Raw genomic sequence first — 17,821 nt, 5'->3', positions numbered from 1 at the left:
ACGGCCCGTCGCACCATAGCGCGTTTCCGATGGAGGCGGATCATGGCTGAACGCACAGTTTTCCAGTCCATCTCGCGCAAGCACGTGACCAGCCTGGGGCCGCAGGCCACGGTGCGCGACGCTGCGTGCGTGATGACGCGCGCCAACTGCGGCAGCGTGCTCGTCATGGAGCCCCCCGACAGGCTGCTGGGCATCCTCACGGAGCGCGACCTGATGACGCGCGTGCTCGCGCGCGGGCTCGATCCCGACGCCACCAGCGTGCGCGCGGTCATGACACCCAACCCAATCTGTGTCGCGCCTGAAACATTGGTATCCGATGCCGTCGTGCTGATGCTCGAACGCGGCTTCCGGCACCTGCCGCTGATATCGAAGAACAGCAAGGTGCTCGGCGTGTTCTCGGTGCGCGATGCGCTGCCGCGGGAAATCGGCGTGGCGCTGAGCCAGGCCGAGTTCAACGAGCAGGTGAACGACGTGCTGGGCTAGCCGCGAGGCGCTCAGTGCCGCGGCTGCCTTGCGGCTTTCTTCTTCGTCGCCTCGAACGCCGCAGCCACTACCGGCTTGGCCCACTGCGGCACCTGCTCGAGCGCGATGTGCGAGACGATCTGCCCGCTTTCCATGTGCAGCACCAGCACGGGCTGCGGCCGGGCGCCGGCCTTCGGGTCGCCGTCGATGCTGTTGTCGTACACGCGCAGGCTCGCGAGGTGCGGCAAGAGCCGGATGAGGTTCGCGCGGCTGCTGACGTAGCGCGCGCGGATCTTGTCCTCGGGAATGGCGTGGCCGCCGGCGAGCACGCGCTCCTTGACGCGCTCGATGTGCTTCTCGGGCGATTCGAGCCCCGCGTACCAGACGTGCACCTGCGCGCCCTTGCGCGCGCCGGCGAGCAGCATGTCGGGAAGGGTGCGCGCGCCCAGCGTGGTTTCGAAGGCGAAATTGAGGCCCTCGGCCAGCGCGCGTTCGAGCCCGGCGCGGCCCATTTCCCAGGCCTGTGCGTTGGCCGCCGCCTGCGTGAGCGCGGGATTGGCGCCCTGCAGCGTGCGCGCCGCGAGATCGGGGTTGAAGTAGGGGACCTTGCGTGCCTGGAGCGCCGCGCCGCCGATGCTGCTCTTGCCGGCTCCGTTGACGCCCGCGAGAACGAAGATGCGCGCGACCATTACCCGCGGATCACCTCTTGGCGGACTTGCCGCCGCCGGCGGCGCGGACCGCCGCCTTGCCCAGTTCGGCCGGCGTCATTGCGAAGGCGCTCTCCATCGCCTCGGCGGCTTCGTTGCCCTGCATGCGGGCGAACATGTCGTCGAACTGCTGCGTGAGGGCGTCCAGATCGGGCTCGGCCGCCTGTTCGAGCGCGAGGTAGCGGTCGATCGACATCAGCACCATGGCCGGCTCGTCGTGGCGGGTGACGACCACGGCGCCGTGCGTCATGACGGCGCTGGTGACCTTCTGCATCCCCGCGACCAGCTTGGTGGCCGAGACGGCCGGCAGACCGCGCGTGAAACGGTCGATGGCTTCGGGACGCGAAATGCTGGGGCTGGACATGGCGGGCTCCGGTGGATATCCAATCCGGCCAATATGGCCGATTTGGGGATTTTAGCCATTTTGCCCAAATTGGGTGGGCGCCAGAGCTCTCAGCTGCGCAGCGGCAGCGCCACCCCGATCGCCACGAACACGCCGCCGCAGGCCTGGTTGAAGCGCCGCCCGACTTTTCGCAGCCACGGGCTGATCCGGTGCGCCATGCTGGCGATCAGCAGTTCGGTCGTGATCTCGATCGCCGCGAAGGTCCCGGCCATGATCAAAAACTGCACCCAGAGGCTGCGCGCCGGGTCGATGAACTGGGGCAGGAAGGCCGCGAAGAAGAGAATTCCCTTCGGGTTGGTCAACGCCGACAGCGCTCCCTGCCCGAACATCGACCGGCCCGAGCGCGATTCGGCCGGCGCGCTGGCCTCGATGCCGATCGGCGGCGCGCGCCACACCTGGATGCCGAGCCACACGAGGTAGGCACCGCCCAGCCATTTCATGACCGTGAGCCAGGTCAGCGAGGCCTTGAGCAGCGCGCCGATGCCGAACATCGACAGCGCGATCACGATCACGAAGCCCAGCGCCCCGCCGGAGATGGTGTAGAGCGTCTTGCGGCGCCCGTGCAGCGCGCCGTGCGTCAGCGCCAGGAGCCCGTTGGGGCCGGGGGACAGCGACAGTCCGGTGGCCGCCAGCAGGTAGATGAGCCAGGTGTGGAGATTCATGCAGGAATGCTAAGCGTCCTTGCGCCGCGCCGCCTCGTACACGTGCGGATGCGTCAGCACCTCGTGGCGCAGCGCCTCGTTGAGTTCGTCCTCGGTCATCAGCTTGCGCCCCAGCACCACCTCGCGCACGTTGGTGCCGTTGGCGAAGGCCTCGGCGGCGACCTCGGTCGCCTGCTTGTAGCCGATGATCGGATTGAGCGCGGTGACCAGCGCGATCGAGCGCTCGATGCTTTCCTCGAGCTTGGCCGGATTGGCCGTGATGCCCTTCACGCAGAGGTCGGCCAGCGTCATGCAGCCGTTGGTCAGGTGCTTGAAGCTGCGGAACAGCGCATTGGCGATGATCGGCTCGAAGGCATTGAGCTGCAGTTGCCCGGCCTCGGCCGCGAAGGTCACCGTGACGTCGTTGCCGAACACTTCGAAGGCCACCTGGTTGACCACCTCGGGGATCACCGGATTCACCTTGCCGGGCATGATCGACGAGCCGGCCTGCATCGGCGGCAGGTTGATCTCGCCGAGCCCCGAGCGCGGGCCGCTCGACAGCAGCCTGAGGTCGTTGCAGGTCTTCGACAGCTTGACCGCGATGCGCTTGAGCACGCCCGACAGCTGCACGAAGGCGCCGCAGTCCTGCGTGGCCTCGATGAGGTTCGGCGCCGTGGAGAGGTCCAGCCCGGTGATGTCGCGCAGCGCGGCCAATGCCTTGCCCGCATACTCCGGGTGCGCCGTGATGCCGGTGCCGATGGCGGTCGCACCGAGGTTGATCTCGCGGATCAGCGCCGAGGCTTCGGTCAGGCGCGCGATGTCCTCCTCGATCATCACCGCGTAGGTCGAGAACTCCTGGCCCAGCGTCATGGGCACCGCGTCCTGCAACTGCGTGCGGCCGATCTTCAAGAGGTGCGCGAACTCCTCGGCCTTGGCGGCGAACGCGGCGCGCAGGTACTCCATCGCCTTGAGCAGCCGCTCGATCGCAAAGCAGGTCGCGATGCGGATCGAGGTCGGGTACACGTCGTTGGTGCTCTGCGCCATGTTGACGTGCTCGTTCGGATGCAGGTACTTGTACTCGCCGCGCTGGTGGCCGAGGATCTCGAGCGCGCGGTTGCAGATCACCTCGTTCGCATTCATGTTGGTGGAGGTGCCCGCGCCGCCCTGGATCACGTCGACCACGAACTGGTCGTGCAGCGAGCCGCGCCGGACCTCGCGGCAGGCGGCGACGATCGCGTCGCGCAGTTCGGGGGGCAAGAGGCCGAGCTCGGTGTTGGCCTCTGCCGCCGCCTGCTTGACCGAGGCGAGCGCGCCGATCAGGTCCGGATAGGCCGAGATGGTGGTTCCGGTGATCTGGAAGTTCTCCTTGGCGCGCAGCGTATGGACGCCGTAGTAGGCGTCGTCCGGGACTTCGCGGTCGCCGAGCAGGTCGTGTTCGATCCGTACGTTGCTCATGTCTCCTCCTGGGTTCGTGGATGGAATGAAGCGCAATTGCGACGAGACCGCAGCCATCGTAGCGCGCAGTGCGCGCGCTGGCGAATGCCTTTTCGCCCGCTCAGGAGCTGCGTTCGGCGAGGTAGTGCCGCGTGACCACGGCCTCGCCTTCGACCTGGAAGCTGCGGGCGTTCGCCTCCAACTCCATGCTTGCCACGGTGGCGCGCGAACGCTGGCGCAGGTAGTCGGCCCAGGAGGTGACGATGAAGCGCTCGACGTAGCGCGTCGGATCGCCGAGGTCGCGGTAGATGCGCCAGAAGGTCGCGCCATCGCGCCGGCGCGGCACCGCGAGCAGCCGCACCGCATCGAGGAAGCGCGGGGCATCGGCCTCGCGGATGCGGTAGACCACCTCGACCGCGACCGGACCGGCTTCGAATTCGGGCTCGCTCGCGAGCGAGAGTTCGTCCGCTTGCGCGACCTGCGTGACTTCGTCGTCCGCGCCCATGCGCAGCGGATAGGGCCTGGCAAGCGCCACGCTCGCGAGCATCCCGGCGGCGGCGATACACAGCGCAGCCGGCAATCCCAGCAGGCTCGAGACCGCACCCCACAGCGCCGAGCCGAGCGCGAACGAACCGAGCGAGCACAGCGTGTGCATCGACGCCGCGCGCGCACGCACCCAGGGCGATGCGCTGGTCTGCGTGGCGGCGTTGAAGGTCGACATCATCGTCATCCACGCGGCGCCGCCGATCACGAAGCTCACGTACACCACGGCGTGCCATGTCACCAGCGCACCCACCAGCATCGCGGCGGCGAAGATCGCGCAGCAGGCCATCGCGAGCGTGTCGAGTTCATAGCGCGAACGCATGCGCCCGACGAAGAAGCCCGCCGCGACCGCGCCGCTGCCGAGGCAGGCCATCAGCAGGCCGAAGCCCGCCGCGCCGAGTTCGAGCCGTTGCTGCGCGATCACCGGCAGCAGCGCCCACAGCGCGGAGCCGAGGCCCGAATAGGCGGCGGTGCGCACGAGCTGCGCGAAGATCGCCGGCGAATGGCGCGCATAGCGCAGCGCGCTGACCATCCCGCCCCAGAGCCGCTCCGCCGGCAGCTTGCCGACCGTGGGCGGCGCGGGCGGCCAGCGCCGGGTGGCGTAGCTCATGCCGATGGCGGTGAGCACCGCGATCGCGAACACCGCGCCGCCTCCGGTCCACGCGAAGATCAGGCCGGCCAGCGCCGGCCCGACCGCGCGTGCGCCGTTGAAGGACATCGAGATCAGCGTGATGGCCTGCGGCAGCTGCTTGCGGCCCACCGCATCGCTGACCGCCGAGTTCCACGACGGCGATTGCAGCGCGCTGCAGACGCCGAGCACGAAGGTGAAGAAGAGCAATGTCGCCGGTCCGGCCCAGCCCGCGAACGCGAGCGCGGTCAGCAGCAGCGCCGCAGCCGCATAGATGCCCTGCACGCGCAGCATCAGCTCGCGGCGATGCGTGGTGTCGGCCAGCACGCCCGCCGGAAGCGACAGGAGGAACATCGGAAGAAAGGACGCGGTCTGCACCAGCGCCGCAAGGAACGACGACCCCGTGACCTCGATCATCAGCCACGAGGCGGCCATGTTGAGCATGGCGTTGCCGACGAAGAAGAGGCTGCCGGCCGTCCAGAGCCCGCGAAAGGACCCGATCTTCAGCGGACTCCAGATGGATGGTGGCGCGGACGTGGCGGTGGCAGCGGGTGAGTTCAAGCGCGGGAATCCATCGGCGGGCTGCGCCGATTATCGGCGTGCACCGCGCGCCGGATGAGTCGCTCGGCGGACAGCGGCATCAGCCCCGCTTGCGCAGGAACATGTGCGTCGCGCGCTCGCCGGCCACGCTGCGATGGCATTCGTAGCCCAGCGAATGCAGGTCGAGGCCCTGGAAGAGGTTCTCGCCCGAACCCATCAGCACCGGCCGCAGCGCGAGATGCAGCTCGTCGATCAAGCCGGCCTGCAGGTACTGCCGGACGGTCGAAACCCCACCGCCGACGCGCACGTCGCGGCCGCCCGCCGCGGCCTTCGCCTGCGCGAGCGCTTCGTGGATGCCCTCGGTGACGAAGCGGAACTCGGTGCCGCCCTTCATCGCGAGCGGCGGCCGCGGATGGTGGGTGAGAACGAAGACGGGCGTGTGATACGGCGGCTCGTCGCCCCACCAGCCCTTCCAGCTGTCGTCGGGCCAGGGGCCGCGCACCGGGCCGAACATGTTGCGCCCGAGGATCCACGCGCCCACGTTCGCGAAGCCTTCTTCGGCCAGCGTGTTGTCGATGCCGGTCTCGCCTTCGCCCCCGCCGCCGTGCATGGCACGGAACAGGCGCGTGGGGAAGAACCACTCCATCAGTTCGGGCCCGCGAATGCCGAGCGGGTTCTGCAGGTCCTGGCCGGGCCCGGCGCCGTAGCCGTCGAGGGAGAGGGCGAAGCTTTGTACACGCAGTTTGGGCATCGGGTGATTCTTACAAGCGCTTGCGTACGGCGCAACCGGTCTTTCGACGCGGTTGACATGCCTTGCCTGGCAGGGACACGATGCGCGGACCCAGCCGATCCGAGAAGGAGCCCCGTCTTGTACGCCTGCTCATCCCTCACCGGCGACACGGTCGTCCGGCGCGCCGTGTGCCTGTGTCATCGCCCGGAGATCCATACGCTCACGAGCCGCATCAACGCGGACCTCAGCCGCCGCGGCTTCGTCGCCGGCATGGCTGCGTCGGTCGCGGCGCTCGGCCTGCCGTTCAAGGCGAAGGCGCAGAGCGCGACGCCTGCACCTCCCGGGTCGACACTGTTTACCAACGTTCGCATCTTTGACGGCCGCTCCGCCTCGCTGCGCGACGGCCTGCACCTGCTCGTCGAAGGCAACCGCATCAAGGCGATCGCCAGCGGCACGCCCGCGACGCCCGAAGGCGCGCAGCGCATCGACTGCCAGGGCCGCGTGATGATGCCGGGGCTGATCGACGCGCACTGGCACTCGCTGTTCGCGGCCCTGCCGCTGCCGGTGCTGCTGCAGGGCAACATGGGCTACATCCACCTGGCCGGCAGCGCGGAGGCCGAGCGCACGCTGTTGCGGGGCTTCACCACCGTGCGCGACCTGGGCGGCCCGGTGTTCGCGTTCAAGCAGGCCATCGATGAAGGACTGATCGCCGGGCCGCGCATCTATCCGTGCGGCGCGATGATCACCGGCAGCGGCGGCCATGGCGACCTGCGTCCGCTGTCCGATGTGCCGCGCACGCCCGGCGTCCAGAGTTTCACGGAGCGGACCGGCGCGGCCGCGATCGTCGACAGTCCCGACGAGATTCGCATGCGCGTGCGCGAGCAGCTCACGCAGGGCGCATCGCAGATCAAGATCGTGGGCGGCGGCGGCGTCTCGTCGCCCCGTACCCCACTGGACCTGACGACCTTGAGCGAGGCCGAAGTGCGCGCCGCCGCCGAGGTCGCCAAGGACTGGAACACCTACATCGCAGTGCACGCCTACGCACCCGCCACGGTGCAGCGCGCGATCAACGCGGGCGCCCGATGCGTCGAGCACGCGCACCTGATGGACGATGCAACCGCCAGGCTGATGGCAGACAAGGGCGTCTGGCTCAGCACCCAGCCCTTCCTGTCCGATGAGGACACCGGGCGGCTGACCGGCCCCAACCTCGTTTCCGCGCAGCAGGTCTTCGGGGCCACGGACGGCCTCTACAAGCTCGCGAAGAAGTACAAGATCAAGACGGCCTTCGGCTCCGACATGCTGTTCTCGCCCGCGCTCGCGCGGCGCCAGGGCACGATGCTCACGCATCTCACGCGCTGGTTCTCGAACAGCGAGATCCTCACGATGGCGACATCGACCAATGCGCAACTGATGGGCCTCTCGGGGCCGCGCAATCCCTATCCGGGCAAGCTCGGCGTGCTGGAGGAGGGCGCGTATGCGGACCTGCTGCTGGTGGACGGCAATCCGCTGGACAACATCGCGCTGCTGGCCACGCCGGAGACGAGCCTCATGATCGTCATGAAGGACGGCAAGGTGCACAAGAACACCTTGAAGGGCTGATTCAGCGCGACTTGCCGCGACCGCCCTTCTTGCCCGTCTCGGCGCCCGGCGCGCCCGCAGCGGCGGGGCCGCGCGCGTTCGCGTCGTCGAGCCACAGGAGGCCATCGACGTACGACATGAATTTGTTGAGGTACTCCGGCGACACGTCGCGCATCAGCGTCAGCGCGCGATGCACCAGGTGGTGCGAGTTCAGCGGCCCCGCGTTCTCCGGCACCTTGGCCAGCGATTGATGGAGCCTGCGCTCGGCGCTAAGCCGCGACCAGGTGCTCTTGAAGTAGCGCAGCGTCTTTAGTTCGCCCGCAGGAGCCGGTGTCGTTGCAGAACCGATGGCGGACGGCGATGCGTGCTGCCCGATGTGCGCCACGAGTTCAGCGAGTGCGCTGCGCGCAGCCGGCGCGGGCTCGTTGTCCGGTGCATGCGACGCCTCGCGGGACGTCTGCAGCGCCTCGGCATACGCCGCCATGTGCGTTTGCAGACGCTCATCCAGCAGCCGCCGTGCATCGCCCTGGTAGCCGGCCGCGCGACGCGCGAGCGCCTCGATGAAATGGAAGCGCACCGGATCGAAGCGGTGGTCGCCGCGCTGGCGCCATGCCCCGATGGTTGCGCTGCTGTCGCCGCCTGCGTCGTGACTCACGATGCCCCGGGGATCTTGTTCGAAGGCCGCGGCGTCGGCGCCATCTCCACGCGGCGATTGCGCGCGCGTCCCTCCGCATCGGCGTTGGATGCCACCGCCTGCTCGGAGCCGAAGGCCGCGGCGAACACCGATGACGACGGCAGCCCTTCCTCGATGAGCGTGCGCGTCACCGTCAATGCGCGCTGGGCCGAGAGTTCCCAGTTGTCGGCGAACTGCTTGCTGCCGCCGCGCACCTGGCGGTCGTCGGTGAAGCCGCTCACCATCAGGATCTCCTCGCGCGCGCGCAGGTAGGCTGCGAGCGGTCCGGCAAGGCTTCTGAGCAGCTGCCGGCCTTCGGGCTGCAGATCGGCGGAGCTGACCGCGAACAGCACGCTGCCGCTGATGCCGATGCGGCCGTTGTTCAAGGTCACGCGGCCGGCGGCGAGCGGGCCCGCAAGGGCTTTTTCGAGCGCCTCGCGGCGCTGGGCCTCGATGCGGCGCTTCTGGACCTCGTTCTCCAGTTTCGATGTGAGGTCGAGCTGCATGCCGATCGCGCACACGAGGATCAGCACGAAGGCGCCGAGCAGGCCCGCCATCAGGTCGCCGAAGACCGCCCAGACCGGCACCTCCGGCTCGAGGCCGGCATCGACGTCTTCGCGCATCACGCTTCGCTGCCCGCGGTGGCCTGCCGGTTCGCGATCTGCTGGAGGTCCTCGACCACCTGCTTCTGCGACATGATGCTGAGGTCGATCACCTCGCGCGCCTGCGCGACGTAGTAGGCGAGCTGTTCGTCGCTGCGCGCGATCGACTTGCCGAGCGCCGCCTCGATGCGCTGCAAGTGGCCGACCAGCTTGTCGTTCGATTCGCTGAAGAGTCCGACCGCATGGCCGAAGGCTTCGCCGAGGCTCGCCACTTCGACCGCACTGCCGGTGAGCTGCGCGGCGACTTCGCCCATCTTGCCGGTCTCGGCTTCGAGCTGTTCGGTGAAGCGGCTGCCGACGCGCTCCAGCAGATCGGCCGAGGAAGCGACCAGCGCATCGATGGCGCCGCGTTGCTCGGTGGACGCATGGTTCACCGCATCGAGCAGGGTCCCCAGCGTTTCGAGGATGTGGCTGCGCTCCTCCAGCATCGCGTTGTCGCGCGCCATGCTGTCGGAGAGCTTCTGGCGCAGCTCGGCCACCACCTCGGCTGCGGCCTTCGGGGCTTCCGATGCGGCCTCGAGCAGACGGGCGGTCTCGGCGATGGTGTGGGTCGCGTGCGCCTCGGACTGCGCGGCGATGTCGCGCGCGGTCCGGGCCAAGGCATCGCTCTGCTGCTGTTGCTGCGTCGCGGCGTGTGCGCCGGCCTGCTGCCATTCCTGCTGCAGCGAAGCGGCCATCGATTCGAGCGACTGGTTCCATGCCGACAGGCGCTGCTCGTCGCGCGCGGCAAGTTCGGTCTGGAGATTGGCATGCGACGCGTCGACCTTGGCCAGGAGGGCGGCCGAGTGTTGCTCGAAGCTCGCGGCGGCTGCGGCGAGTGCCTGTTGCGTGTCGGCCGAGAGCTTCTCGCTCGTGCGCTCGTGCTGCGCCAATGCGCCGCCCCAGGTGTCGGAGACGCTGCCGACCGTGCTCTGCAGACGGGTGGAGATGTCTTCGACCAGCGAGGCCGAGCGTTGCTCGAAGGTCTCGGTGAACTGGCCGAGCGTGCCGCGCAAGTCGGTGGAAAGCGCTTCGTTGGTGCGCTGCTGCTCCACGAGTGCGGTCCGCCATGTGTCGGCGACGTCGGTGGTCATCGTCTCGAAACGGCCCGAGAGCCCTTCGAGCTGCAACTGCACCGTGCTCGCGACCTTGTCGTGCAGCGCCGTGGTCTCGCGCGCGATGCCGGCCATGGTCGTCTCGACCACCGGCTGGATCGTTGCGCCCGCGATGCGTGCGCTTTCGGTGAGGCTCTGCCGGAGCGATTGACCGACCGATGCGGCCAGGCCGGCATAAGCGGCTTCTGCGCGCGCGTGGAAATGATCCTGGCTCGCGGTAAGGCGCTCGCTGATCGCCACGCTCTGCTGTTCCATCGTCGTCATCACGGCGTGCAACTGGCGGACCAGATCGGGCATCACCTGCGCCTGCTGCTGCAGCAGCCTGAACGATTCCTCGCGCTGATGCGCCAGCGAGTGCACGCGCAGGCTGGTCGCGATGCGGGTGTCCAGCAGTTGGCCGGCACGCAGCCGTTCGCGCCGGCACAGCGCCGAGGCGAGGCCCAGCATCGCCGAGGCGGCCACGCCGGCGACCGAGGTGCCGAAGGCCAGTCCCAGGCCCTTCACCGGTGCGGAGAGCGATGCACGCACCGCTTCGAGGTCCGTCGCGCTGTCGAGCGCCATGCCGGTGCCCTTGAGCGTGGCCACCATGCCGACGAAGGTGCCCAGCATGCCCAGCAGGACCAAGAGGCCCACGAGATAAGGTGTCAGCGCCGGGCCGGGCAGGCCCACGCGCTCGCCCTCGACGCGAAGGCGCACCGCGTTGCGCAGCGAGGGGTGCAGGGTGTCGAGCCAGTCGGCGAGCGTCGCCGGCGGTTCGGAGAGCGCGGCTGTGGCGCGCGCCAGGGTGGCGGTGGCCTCGTGGAAGCGGTGCAGCTCCACTGCGCCCACCCCGTAGAACACGGCGATGAGCCCGGCGACGAACAGCGCCAGCGCGTTCGAGCCGATGTAGCCCATGCCCACCCAGCCCACGGCCGCCAGGCCGGCCACGAGGACGGCATGTAGAAGAGATCTGTTCATGAATGCGGGTTACTTCATGCGAAGGGCATCGAGCAGCCCTTCGACGGGTTGAAATCGAAAGTCCAGCTCGGCGAGCAGCACGTCCCGTGCGTCCCGGCGGAAGATGTCGAGCCACGCGCTGCTTTCGGTGGATTCGGCATCCTGGCGCAGCCGCCCGAAGTGCTTCTCGAGCATCGCGGGCACGCTCGACAGCAGGCTGCGCTCGCGCGCGCCGAGCACCTGTTCCATCACGACATCGACCGCGGCGAGCTTCGCCATCGCGGGCGACCGGGCTGCGAGCCTGGACCGCAGCTTGCCGCGCAGCGCGCCGACACCGGCCTCGATTGCTTGCTGGCGGGCCATGTAGCGCTGGCGATAGGGCGAGAAGTCGGCTCCGGCGCCTTCCGTTTCCGCGCGCGCCGGCTGGGGCGCGGCGAAAGCGCTGTCGTCGGCGATGGCCTTCGCGAGCGAGGTCCGCACGCGGTGGCATTCGCCTTCTTCGGCGCTGGATGAGCTTCTTGCGCCCGGTGCATTCGACACGGGTACGCCGTCAAGCGCGGCGGACAGCGAGATGGCGTCCGTCCAGCTGAACCATTGGCTCAGCCGATCCGACGTGGATGCGCCGGATTCGCGAACATCGGGGCCGGCCAGTCGATCGAGCAAGCGAATGAGCGCCGAGCCGGTCAAACCCCTGCGCGAACCCGCGCGCAAATCCGTGCGATTTGCCACTTGCACCATACCGCCAGCTGGAAAAACCCGCGAGTCTAACTGATGAGTCCCTCCGCGCTGCCCTGGGCCGGGGGGCCGACCGTAAGCAGCTGCAACGCGCCGCTCAATCGAACCACTGCAGCCCGTTGACGGCGATGTCGTAGCGTGCGCTTTCCTGCGGCGTCATGGCGGCCTCGAGCTGCGAGAGCTCGAGGCGCTCGTCGTCGTGCGAGACCCACTCGAAGAGATGCGAAGGCGGCATGCCGGTCACCTCGTCCTGGTCGCTCCAGGCCTGCAGGCGAGCGGGCGCACTTTCGAGCAGGAGGCGCAGGAACAGCGCGCGCTGCAGCCGCACATGGGCGCGCTCCTCCGCGCTCATCGCACCGGCGAGCTGGTCGATCCGCTCCTGGTACAGGCTCATGCGCAGCCAGAGTTCGTCGCACGAGAGGTCCGGGTAGCGCCACACCTTGGGCGACAGCCGCTTGCACCCGAACTGGATGCGAGCGCAGGCCAGCGCCTGCAGGAGCCGAAGGACCAGTTGCTGCGTGGACGCGCCCATCGTGAGCGCATGAGAGCCCAGTTGCCGGGCGTGCGGCGTAGGACGATCCGCCGTCCTGAAGCGGGGCTCGGTCTACCGCGAGCGGGGGTGCAGCGCGCGATGCGCGAGCAGGAAGGTCGCCGCGTTCCAGCTCTGTCCGGCCATGCCCATCGGCTCGAGCGTGCGGCCGTGGAACCATTCGGTGAAGCGCCACTCGCCATGCGCATTCGCGCGCGCGAGCCCGGCGAGCGCGTGCCAGGCTTGCTCGCGCAGGCCGAGCCGGGCCAGCGCCAGCACCCAGTAGCCGCCCACGAAGGGCCAGATGCCGCCGTTGTGGTACTGGTGCATGAGGTTCTGCCGGTGCCGCGCCATGTACGGCCGCCACAGCGCATGCTGGCGCGACAGCGGATGCAGCACCACGCGCACCGGCCAGGGCTCGCCCGCCTGCGCGGCCGCGATGGTGTTGACGATGCTGTGCGACATCGCGTCGTCCGCGAGGCCGCTGTGCATCGCGAGCAGGTTGCCGAAGACGTCGCCCTCGTCGCCGACCACCGAGAGATTGACGAAGCTCAGGTAGAGCCCCGGATCGCGCCGGCCGCGCCGCGCGTAGTGCCCGAGCAGCCGCGCGCGGTGGTATTCGGGCAGGTCGCGCTGGAAGGGGTTGAAGAGATGGTTGAAGTGGTCGTGCGTCTCCTCCGCATGCGCGAGCGCGAAGCGGCGCTTGACCTCGTACCAGAGCGCGTTGGTGTAGAGCACGTAGCCCGAGCGCGGCATGATGTCGGCCCAGTCACTGGCCTCGTTCTGCTGCAGCAGGCGGAAGTGCTGGTGCTCCTGCGCGAGCAGCCAGCCGATCGCGCGATCGACGCCGTCCTGCCAGTGCGAGGCGTCGATGCTGCCCGCGCGGCGCACATGGTCCACCGCGATCAGCCACCACAGCGTGGCGTCGATGCAGCCGAGGTACCAGAAATCCGCGTCGAGTCCCTCCGGATCGACGTACTTGGGGATCTGGCCGTTGGCCGCCTGCTGCGCGGCGAGCGCTTCGAGGCTCGCGATCGCGCCCTGTTCGAGCGCAGGCACGCCGCTGCCGCACATCGCCATCACGCAGATCGCCGCATCGCGCCCGAAGATGCGCGTGTAGCGCCGCGCCACCGCCGCTTCGGTGCGGCTGGCAGCGAGGATGCCGTGCGGCGTGAGGTTGCGCTGGAGGAGGTCGAGCGAGGCCTCTGAGCAGGCTTCGATGAGGGCGAGATCGGCGGGGGCGAGGTGGGTCATGGTCGGTCGTGCCGCCTCCAGGTGCGGGCCAGGCATTCTCCCGTCGAATGCGGTCTTCGCGTCGACAACGTGGCAGGCCATCAAGGTCGATACAGCTCGGCCGAGGACAGATAGCTGGCGCCGAATCCCGCCACGACGAGGACCTTGCCGTCGGGCAGCAGCGTGGCGCCATGCTGATTTCGCCCCACGCTCATGCTGCCGGTCGACGACCAGGTGCCCGTGGCCGGGTCGTACAGCTCGGCCGAGGACAGCAGGGCGCTGCCGAATCCCCCCGCGACGAGGACCTTGCCGCCGAGCAGCAGGGTGTCGTTATGTCCGGGGTCACGGCTGCGGGCGAGCCGGTGATCACGCCGGATTGCGAGTCCAGCGCCAGCCCCACGGGCAACGCAGGCGACACGCCGTAATGCGTGATGGCTCCGCCGCTGCTGCTGGGCGAGTTGGGGGCGATCTCGACGCCCCGTGCGTAGACCACGGATGGATCGCTGTAGCTCAGTCCGGCCGGCGCGTCCACCAACGTGCCGACGAATGCCCAGCCGCTCCCTCCACCGCCGCATCCAGTCAGCAGGGTTGCGAGCGGAAGAAGAAGAGCAAGCAAGAATTTTGATATCCGGTTCATAGGAAGCCCCTTGGGCCACGCGGACCCAATCAACAAAGAAGAAGGAGAGACAAGAGAAGGGAGAGACGCGGGGGACGTTGATGACGACGACCCGGCGGCAGAACTCTTGCATTGTTGGTTTTGGTGGGCGTCCCGAGAATGGGAAGAGTCTGAAAATTCCCGGATGACAGCGAGCTCGTTCTGGTGCCCATCGATCGACACCCGATGGTCGTTCTTGCCAAGATAGGCCCTGTGCTCGTGCTTCCGTATTGACAACAGATACACGCCGCCGTACAGTTTGTGTATCTAATGTGTATGTAACCAAGGAGCGCCCCGTGCGTGACGCCGCCATCAATCTAAGAGCCCTGCCGGAACAGCGCGACCTGATCGACCACGCCGCCAGCCTGCTGGGCAAGAACCGCTCGGATTTCATGCTCGAAGCGGCTTGCGAGCGCGCGCAGGCGGTGATGCTGGATCAGGTGTTCTTTGGCCTGGACGCCAAAAAGTTCAGGCAGTTCACCGCCATGCTGGACGCGCCTCCCGCACCCAATCCTGGACTTGAACGCCTCATGGCTGTGAAAGCGCCCTGGAGCCCGGACGCCGCGTGAGCTTGGAACTGAGCGCGCCACAGCCTCTTGCGGCCACGCATCTCATTGACGGATTCGCCTGCGGGGAAGCCAGTCTCGATGAATGGCTCAAGCGCCGGGCGCTGTCGAATCAGATGAGCGGAGCGAGCCGCACGTTCGTCGTCACAGATCAGGAAAGGCGCGTCGTGGGCTACTACGCGATGGCCGCTGGGGCGGTCTCGCATCAGATGGCAACGAGTGGCGTGCGACGCAACATGCCCGACCCCGTCCCGGTGATGGTGCTGGCCCGTCTCGCCGTTGACCGTCGTGCCCAAGCTCTCAAGCTTGGAGCCGCGATGCTGCAAGACGCCGTCAATCGGGCCGTGACCGTGTCGCAGAATGCGGGCGTGCGAGCCTTGCTGGTCCATGCCCTCCATGAGCGTGCCAAGCAGTTCTATGAGCACTACGGCTTTCAGGAGTCGCCACAGCATCCGATGACATTGATGCTCCGCCTGAATACCACAAGGGCTTGAGGGGGTGCACCAACGGCGCCGGCAACATCAATGATTGTGACGGGGTGGGTCGCCCGCGACACCGCGGTACTTGACCGCCAGCTCCATGCACGCGCCCGACTCGAGTTGTCCGACGGTCGCGCGATAGACCTCCTGCCACGGCGTCTGGCTCGGCCGGATCGCCGGCAGCCCTTCGCTCTTGCGGCGCGCGATCTCCTCGTCGGACACCAGTGCGTTGCATTGCCCGGCGTTCAGATCGACGCGGATGACATCGCCCGTGCGCAGCCAGGCCAGCCCGCCGCCGATGGCGCTCTCGGGCGAGGCGTTGAGGATCGACGGACTGTCCGAGGTCCCCGACTGCCGCCCGTCTCCCAAGGTGGGAAGACTGGTGATCCCGCGCTTGAGCAGCGCATCCGGCGGCTGCATGTTCACGACCTCCGCGGACCCCGGCCAGCCGACGGGCCCTGCACCGCGTATCACGAGGATGCAGTTCTCGTCGATGGCGAGCGCCGAGTCGTTGATGCGTGCGTGATAGTCATCGGAATCCTCGAAGACGATCGCCCGGCACTCGAATCGTCCCTCCGAACCCGGACGGCTCAGGTAGCGCTCGCGAAACTCCGCCGAGATCACGCTCGTCTTCAGGATCGCGAAGTCGAACAGGTTGCCGCTCAACACGAGGAAGCCGGCGCGATCCTTGAGGGGGTGCGCGAATTCGCGGATCACCTCGCGGTTCACGCTTTGCCGGCCTTGGAGGTTCTCTTCCATCGTCTTGCCGGTGACGGTGGGCCGCGCGCTGCGCAGCAAGCCCGCCTGCTGGAGTTCCCACATCACGGCCGGCACGCCGCCCGCGCGATGGAAGGCCTCGCCCAGGTACTTGCCCGCCGGCTGCATGTTCAGCAGCAGCGGCACATCGAAGCCGAATTCGGTCCAGTCGCTCGGACGCAAGTCCACGCCCGCATGGCGCGCCATGGCCATGAGATGCGGCTGCGCGTTGGTGGAGCCGCCGATCGCGGCGTTGACGACGATTGCGTCGAGGAATGCGTCGCGCGTGAGGATCGACGAGGGCCGCCGGTCCTCGCAGGCCAGCTCGACGATGCGGCGACCCGTTTCGTAGGCGATCTGCCCGCGTTCCCGGTAGGGCGCGGGAATCGCGGCGCAGCCCGTCAACGACAGGCCCAGCGCCTCCGCGAGGGCGTTCATGGTCGAGGCCGTTCCCATGGTGTTGCAGTGCCCCACCGAAGGCGCCGACGCGGTGGCGATGTCCATGAACTTGGCTTCGTCGATCCGGCCCGCCGCGAGAAGCCGCCGGCTCTTCCAGATCGCGGCCCCGGAGCCGACGAGTTCGCCTTCGAACCAGCCGTCCAGCATCGGGCCGCCGGACAGCACGATGGCGGGGATGTCCACCGTCGCTGCGGCCATGACCTGCGAGGGCGTCGACTTGTCGCAGCCCGTCGTCAGCACGACGGCGTCGATCGGGTAGCCGTGCAGGATCTCGACCAGCGCCATGTAGGCCAGGTTGCGGTCGATGGCCGCGGTCGGCCGCCGGCAGTTCTCGAAGGTCGGATGCACGGGGAATTCCATCGGAATGCCGCCGGCGTCGCGGATGCCGTCGCGCACGCGCTTCGCCAGTTCGAGATGGACGCGGTTGCACGGATTGAGGTCGCTTCCGGATTGCGCGATCCCGATGATGGGTTTGCCCGAGCGCAGTTCCGCCGGCGTGATGCCGTAGTTCATGAAGCGCTCCAGATAGAGCGCCGTCATGTCGATGTGGTCGGGGTTGGCGAACCAGTCCTGCGATCGGAACCGGCGGGCGGTGCGGGTGGCTTCGGTCATGCGCCGTACCAGCCTGCGTCCACGAAGTACTCGCGCCCGGAGCATCGGGCCGCATCGTCCGATGCGAGAAAGAGCGCCATCGCCGCGACATGCTGAGGATCGATGCGTTGCTGCAGACATTGCGCCGCCACGACCTTCGCCTCGCTTTCGGGTGTTTGCCACAGCTGCATCTGGCGCGGCGTGCGCACCGCACCCGGAACGATGCAGTTGACGCGGATGTCGTATCTGCCGAGGTCGCGCGCCAGTCCCTTGGTCAGTCCCTCGATGCCCGCCTTGGCCGTCATGTAGATCGACAGGCTGGCCAGCGCGAGGTGCCAGGAGATGGAGCCGAGGTTCAGGATCACGCCGCCGCCCGCGGCCCGCATGCCAGCCGAAACGGCTTGTGCGCAGAAGAACTGGTGCCTCAGGTTGACGGCGATCCGCTGGTCCCAGTAGTCCGCCGTGACGGCGCCGACTTCATGTCGATCGTCATTGGCCGCATTGTTGACGAGGACGTTGATGGCGCCCCCCGATGCCTCGATCTCGGCGAAGCTCGCCTGGACGGCCTGGATGTCGGTCAGGTCACAGCGATGAAAGACCGGCGGCTGCACGGTGTCGCGCAGCTTCGATTGAAGCGCCCGGCCTTCCGCGTCGGCGATGTCCAGGAAGAACACCCTGGCGCCTTGCCGGGCGAAGGCCTCGACCATGGCCGCGCCGATGCCGGAGGCCCCTCCCGTGATGACGACGCGCTTGCCCGCAAGGCTCGGATAGATGGCAGACATGGATG

The 17,821-nt window shown here is 68.2% G+C and carries 20 protein-coding genes; 4 read left to right on the top strand and 16 right to left on the bottom strand.

Features of this window, described 5'->3' with window-relative positions:
• The first annotated feature begins 42 nt into the window (after positions 1 to 42).
• Positions 43 to 483, top strand: coding sequence for a CBS domain-containing protein (locus tag VAR608DRAFT_RS13220; RefSeq protein ID WP_088954482.1), 441 nt, complete (start codon positions 43 to 45; stop codon positions 481 to 483).
• An 11-nt stretch (positions 484 to 494) separates the two neighbouring features.
• Here the strand turns inward: VAR608DRAFT_RS13220 and VAR608DRAFT_RS13215 are convergent, their stop codons facing one another.
• The 6 genes from VAR608DRAFT_RS13215 to VAR608DRAFT_RS13190 form a co-directional block, all read right to left on the bottom strand.
• Positions 495 to 1,151, bottom strand: a complete 657-nt coding sequence (locus VAR608DRAFT_RS13215) for a zeta toxin family protein (protein ID WP_088954481.1) — start codon at positions 1,149 to 1,151, stop codon at positions 495 to 497.
• 10 nt (positions 1,152 to 1,161) lie between these two features.
• A complete protein-coding gene (locus VAR608DRAFT_RS13210; protein ID WP_088954480.1) occupies positions 1,162 to 1,533 on the bottom strand; it encodes a prevent-host-death family protein in 372 nt (123 codons plus the stop codon).
• An 89-nt stretch (positions 1,534 to 1,622) separates the two neighbouring features.
• A complete protein-coding gene (locus tag VAR608DRAFT_RS13205; RefSeq protein WP_088954479.1) occupies positions 1,623 to 2,234 on the bottom strand; it encodes a LysE family translocator in 612 nt (203 codons plus the stop codon).
• A gap of 9 nt (positions 2,235 to 2,243) precedes the next feature.
• A complete protein-coding gene (aspA, locus tag VAR608DRAFT_RS13200) occupies positions 2,244 to 3,668 on the bottom strand; it encodes an aspartate ammonia-lyase (RefSeq protein WP_088954478.1) in 1,425 nt (474 codons plus the stop codon).
• Positions 3,669 to 3,768: 100 nt separating this feature from the next.
• Complete coding sequence (locus tag VAR608DRAFT_RS13195) at positions 3,769 to 5,379, bottom strand: MFS transporter (protein WP_231973485.1); 1,611 nt, start codon at positions 5,377 to 5,379, stop codon at positions 3,769 to 3,771.
• 79 nt (positions 5,380 to 5,458) lie between these two features.
• The gene (locus tag VAR608DRAFT_RS13190) at positions 5,459 to 6,109 is read right to left on the bottom strand and encodes a dihydrofolate reductase family protein (RefSeq protein ID WP_088954477.1); all 651 of its coding nucleotides are present in this window, start codon (positions 6,107 to 6,109) and stop codon (positions 5,459 to 5,461) included.
• A 117-nt stretch (positions 6,110 to 6,226) separates the two neighbouring features.
• Between VAR608DRAFT_RS13190 and VAR608DRAFT_RS13185 the strand changes: the two genes are divergently transcribed.
• Positions 6,227 to 7,687: a metal-dependent hydrolase family protein gene (locus tag VAR608DRAFT_RS13185; RefSeq protein ID WP_231973484.1), complete on the top strand. Its 1,461-nt coding sequence runs from the start codon at positions 6,227 to 6,229 to the stop codon at positions 7,685 to 7,687.
• A gap of 1 nt (position 7,688) precedes the next feature.
• Here VAR608DRAFT_RS13185 and VAR608DRAFT_RS13180 read toward each other — a convergent pair whose 3' ends face one another.
• The 8 genes from VAR608DRAFT_RS13180 to VAR608DRAFT_RS37595 form a co-directional block, all read right to left on the bottom strand.
• Positions 7,689 to 8,321: a DUF2894 domain-containing protein gene (locus VAR608DRAFT_RS13180; protein ID WP_231973482.1), complete on the bottom strand. Its 633-nt coding sequence runs from the start codon at positions 8,319 to 8,321 to the stop codon at positions 7,689 to 7,691.
• Positions 8,318 to 8,962 (bottom strand): OmpA family protein, encoded by a 645-nt coding sequence (locus VAR608DRAFT_RS13175; protein ID WP_088954475.1) that lies wholly within the window; start codon positions 8,960 to 8,962, stop codon positions 8,318 to 8,320. Before VAR608DRAFT_RS13175 ends, VAR608DRAFT_RS13180 begins: the two co-directional genes overlap by 4 nt.
• On the bottom strand, positions 8,962 to 11,052 hold the full coding sequence (locus VAR608DRAFT_RS13170) for a DUF802 domain-containing protein (RefSeq protein ID WP_088954474.1): 2,091 nt from the start codon (positions 11,050 to 11,052) through the stop codon (positions 8,962 to 8,964). Before VAR608DRAFT_RS13170 ends, VAR608DRAFT_RS13175 begins: the two co-directional genes overlap by 1 nt.
• 9 nt (positions 11,053 to 11,061) lie before the next feature.
• A complete protein-coding gene (locus VAR608DRAFT_RS13165) occupies positions 11,062 to 11,769 on the bottom strand; it encodes a DUF3348 domain-containing protein (protein ID WP_088954473.1) in 708 nt (235 codons plus the stop codon).
• A 94-nt stretch (positions 11,770 to 11,863) separates the two neighbouring features.
• A complete protein-coding gene (locus tag VAR608DRAFT_RS13160; protein ID WP_088954472.1) occupies positions 11,864 to 12,298 on the bottom strand; it encodes a hypothetical protein in 435 nt (144 codons plus the stop codon).
• Between the two features lie 72 nt (positions 12,299 to 12,370).
• Positions 12,371 to 13,549, bottom strand: a complete 1,179-nt coding sequence (locus tag VAR608DRAFT_RS13155; protein WP_088954471.1) for an amylo-alpha-1,6-glucosidase — start codon at positions 13,547 to 13,549, stop codon at positions 12,371 to 12,373.
• Between the two features lie 80 nt (positions 13,550 to 13,629).
• Positions 13,630 to 13,800 carry a hypothetical protein gene (locus VAR608DRAFT_RS38525; RefSeq protein WP_443082950.1) on the bottom strand — a complete coding sequence of 57 codons (171 nt, stop codon included), beginning with the start codon at positions 13,798 to 13,800 and terminating at the stop codon, positions 13,630 to 13,632.
• The gene (locus VAR608DRAFT_RS37595; RefSeq protein ID WP_443082949.1) at positions 13,740 to 14,165 is read right to left on the bottom strand and encodes a putative Ig domain-containing protein; all 426 of its coding nucleotides are present in this window, start codon (positions 14,163 to 14,165) and stop codon (positions 13,740 to 13,742) included. The genes VAR608DRAFT_RS38525 and VAR608DRAFT_RS37595 overlap by 61 nt, the downstream gene beginning before the upstream one ends.
• A gap of 314 nt (positions 14,166 to 14,479) precedes the next feature.
• Between VAR608DRAFT_RS37595 and VAR608DRAFT_RS13145 the strand changes: the two genes are divergently transcribed.
• Together VAR608DRAFT_RS13145 and VAR608DRAFT_RS13140 are read left to right on the top strand one after the other, a co-directional pair.
• Positions 14,480 to 14,752, top strand: coding sequence for a type II toxin-antitoxin system TacA family antitoxin (locus tag VAR608DRAFT_RS13145; protein WP_088954470.1), 273 nt, complete (start codon positions 14,480 to 14,482; stop codon positions 14,750 to 14,752).
• Entirely contained in the window at positions 14,749 to 15,243 is a 495-nt protein-coding gene (locus VAR608DRAFT_RS13140; protein ID WP_088954469.1) for a GNAT family N-acetyltransferase, read from the top strand. The genes VAR608DRAFT_RS13145 and VAR608DRAFT_RS13140 overlap by 4 nt, the downstream gene beginning before the upstream one ends.
• A gap of 27 nt (positions 15,244 to 15,270) precedes the next feature.
• On the opposite strand, the gene VAR608DRAFT_RS13135 is transcribed toward VAR608DRAFT_RS13140, so the two are convergent.
• Together VAR608DRAFT_RS13135 and VAR608DRAFT_RS13130 are read right to left on the bottom strand one after the other, a co-directional pair.
• On the bottom strand, positions 15,271 to 17,055 hold the full coding sequence (locus VAR608DRAFT_RS13135) for an IlvD/Edd family dehydratase (RefSeq protein ID WP_088954468.1): 1,785 nt from the start codon (positions 17,053 to 17,055) through the stop codon (positions 15,271 to 15,273).
• Complete coding sequence (locus VAR608DRAFT_RS13130; RefSeq protein WP_088954467.1) at positions 17,052 to 17,816, bottom strand: SDR family NAD(P)-dependent oxidoreductase; 765 nt, start codon at positions 17,814 to 17,816, stop codon at positions 17,052 to 17,054. The genes VAR608DRAFT_RS13135 and VAR608DRAFT_RS13130 overlap by 4 nt, the downstream gene beginning before the upstream one ends.
• Between the last annotated feature and the right edge of the window lie 5 nt (positions 17,817 to 17,821).

The organism is Variovorax sp. HW608, assembly GCF_900090195.1.
Lineage (GTDB): Bacteria > Pseudomonadota > Gammaproteobacteria > Burkholderiales > Burkholderiaceae_C > Variovorax.
This window is presented reverse-complemented; position numbering and strand designations above follow the sequence as displayed.

Excerpts from the sequence above, each read along its gene's own strand:
- VAR608DRAFT_RS13220 (WP_088954482.1), top strand. The coding sequence starts at position 43 with ATGGCTGAACGCACAGTTTTCCAGTCCATCTCGCGCAAGCACGTGACC.
- VAR608DRAFT_RS13215 (WP_088954481.1), bottom strand. The coding sequence starts at position 1,151 with ATGGTCGCGCGCATCTTCGTTCTCGCGGGCGTCAACGGAGCCGGCAAG.
- VAR608DRAFT_RS13210 (WP_088954480.1), bottom strand. The coding sequence starts at position 1,533 with ATGTCCAGCCCCAGCATTTCGCGTCCCGAAGCCATCGACCGTTTCACG.
- VAR608DRAFT_RS13205 (WP_088954479.1), bottom strand. The coding sequence starts at position 2,234 with ATGAATCTCCACACCTGGCTCATCTACCTGCTGGCGGCCACCGGACTG.
- aspA (WP_088954478.1), bottom strand. The coding sequence starts at position 3,668 with ATGAGCAACGTACGGATCGAACACGACCTGCTCGGCGACCGCGAAGTC.
- VAR608DRAFT_RS13190 (WP_088954477.1), bottom strand. The coding sequence starts at position 6,109 with ATGCCCAAACTGCGTGTACAAAGCTTCGCCCTCTCCCTCGACGGCTAC.
- VAR608DRAFT_RS13175 (WP_088954475.1), bottom strand. The coding sequence starts at position 8,962 with ATGCGCGAAGACGTCGATGCCGGCCTCGAGCCGGAGGTGCCGGTCTGG.
- VAR608DRAFT_RS13170 (WP_088954474.1), bottom strand. The coding sequence starts at position 11,052 with ATGAACAGATCTCTTCTACATGCCGTCCTCGTGGCCGGCCTGGCGGCC.
- VAR608DRAFT_RS13165 (WP_088954473.1), bottom strand. The coding sequence starts at position 11,769 with ATGGTGCAAGTGGCAAATCGCACGGATTTGCGCGCGGGTTCGCGCAGG.
- VAR608DRAFT_RS13160 (WP_088954472.1), bottom strand. The coding sequence starts at position 12,298 with ATGGGCGCGTCCACGCAGCAACTGGTCCTTCGGCTCCTGCAGGCGCTG.
- VAR608DRAFT_RS13155 (WP_088954471.1), bottom strand. The coding sequence starts at position 13,549 with ATGACCCACCTCGCCCCCGCCGATCTCGCCCTCATCGAAGCCTGCTCA.
- VAR608DRAFT_RS37595 (WP_443082949.1), bottom strand. The coding sequence starts at position 14,165 with ATGAACCGGATATCAAAATTCTTGCTTGCTCTTCTTCTTCCGCTCGCA.
- VAR608DRAFT_RS13135 (WP_088954468.1), bottom strand. The coding sequence starts at position 17,055 with ATGACCGAAGCCACCCGCACCGCCCGCCGGTTCCGATCGCAGGACTGG.
- VAR608DRAFT_RS13130 (WP_088954467.1), bottom strand. The coding sequence starts at position 17,816 with ATGTCTGCCATCTATCCGAGCCTTGCGGGCAAGCGCGTCGTCATCACG.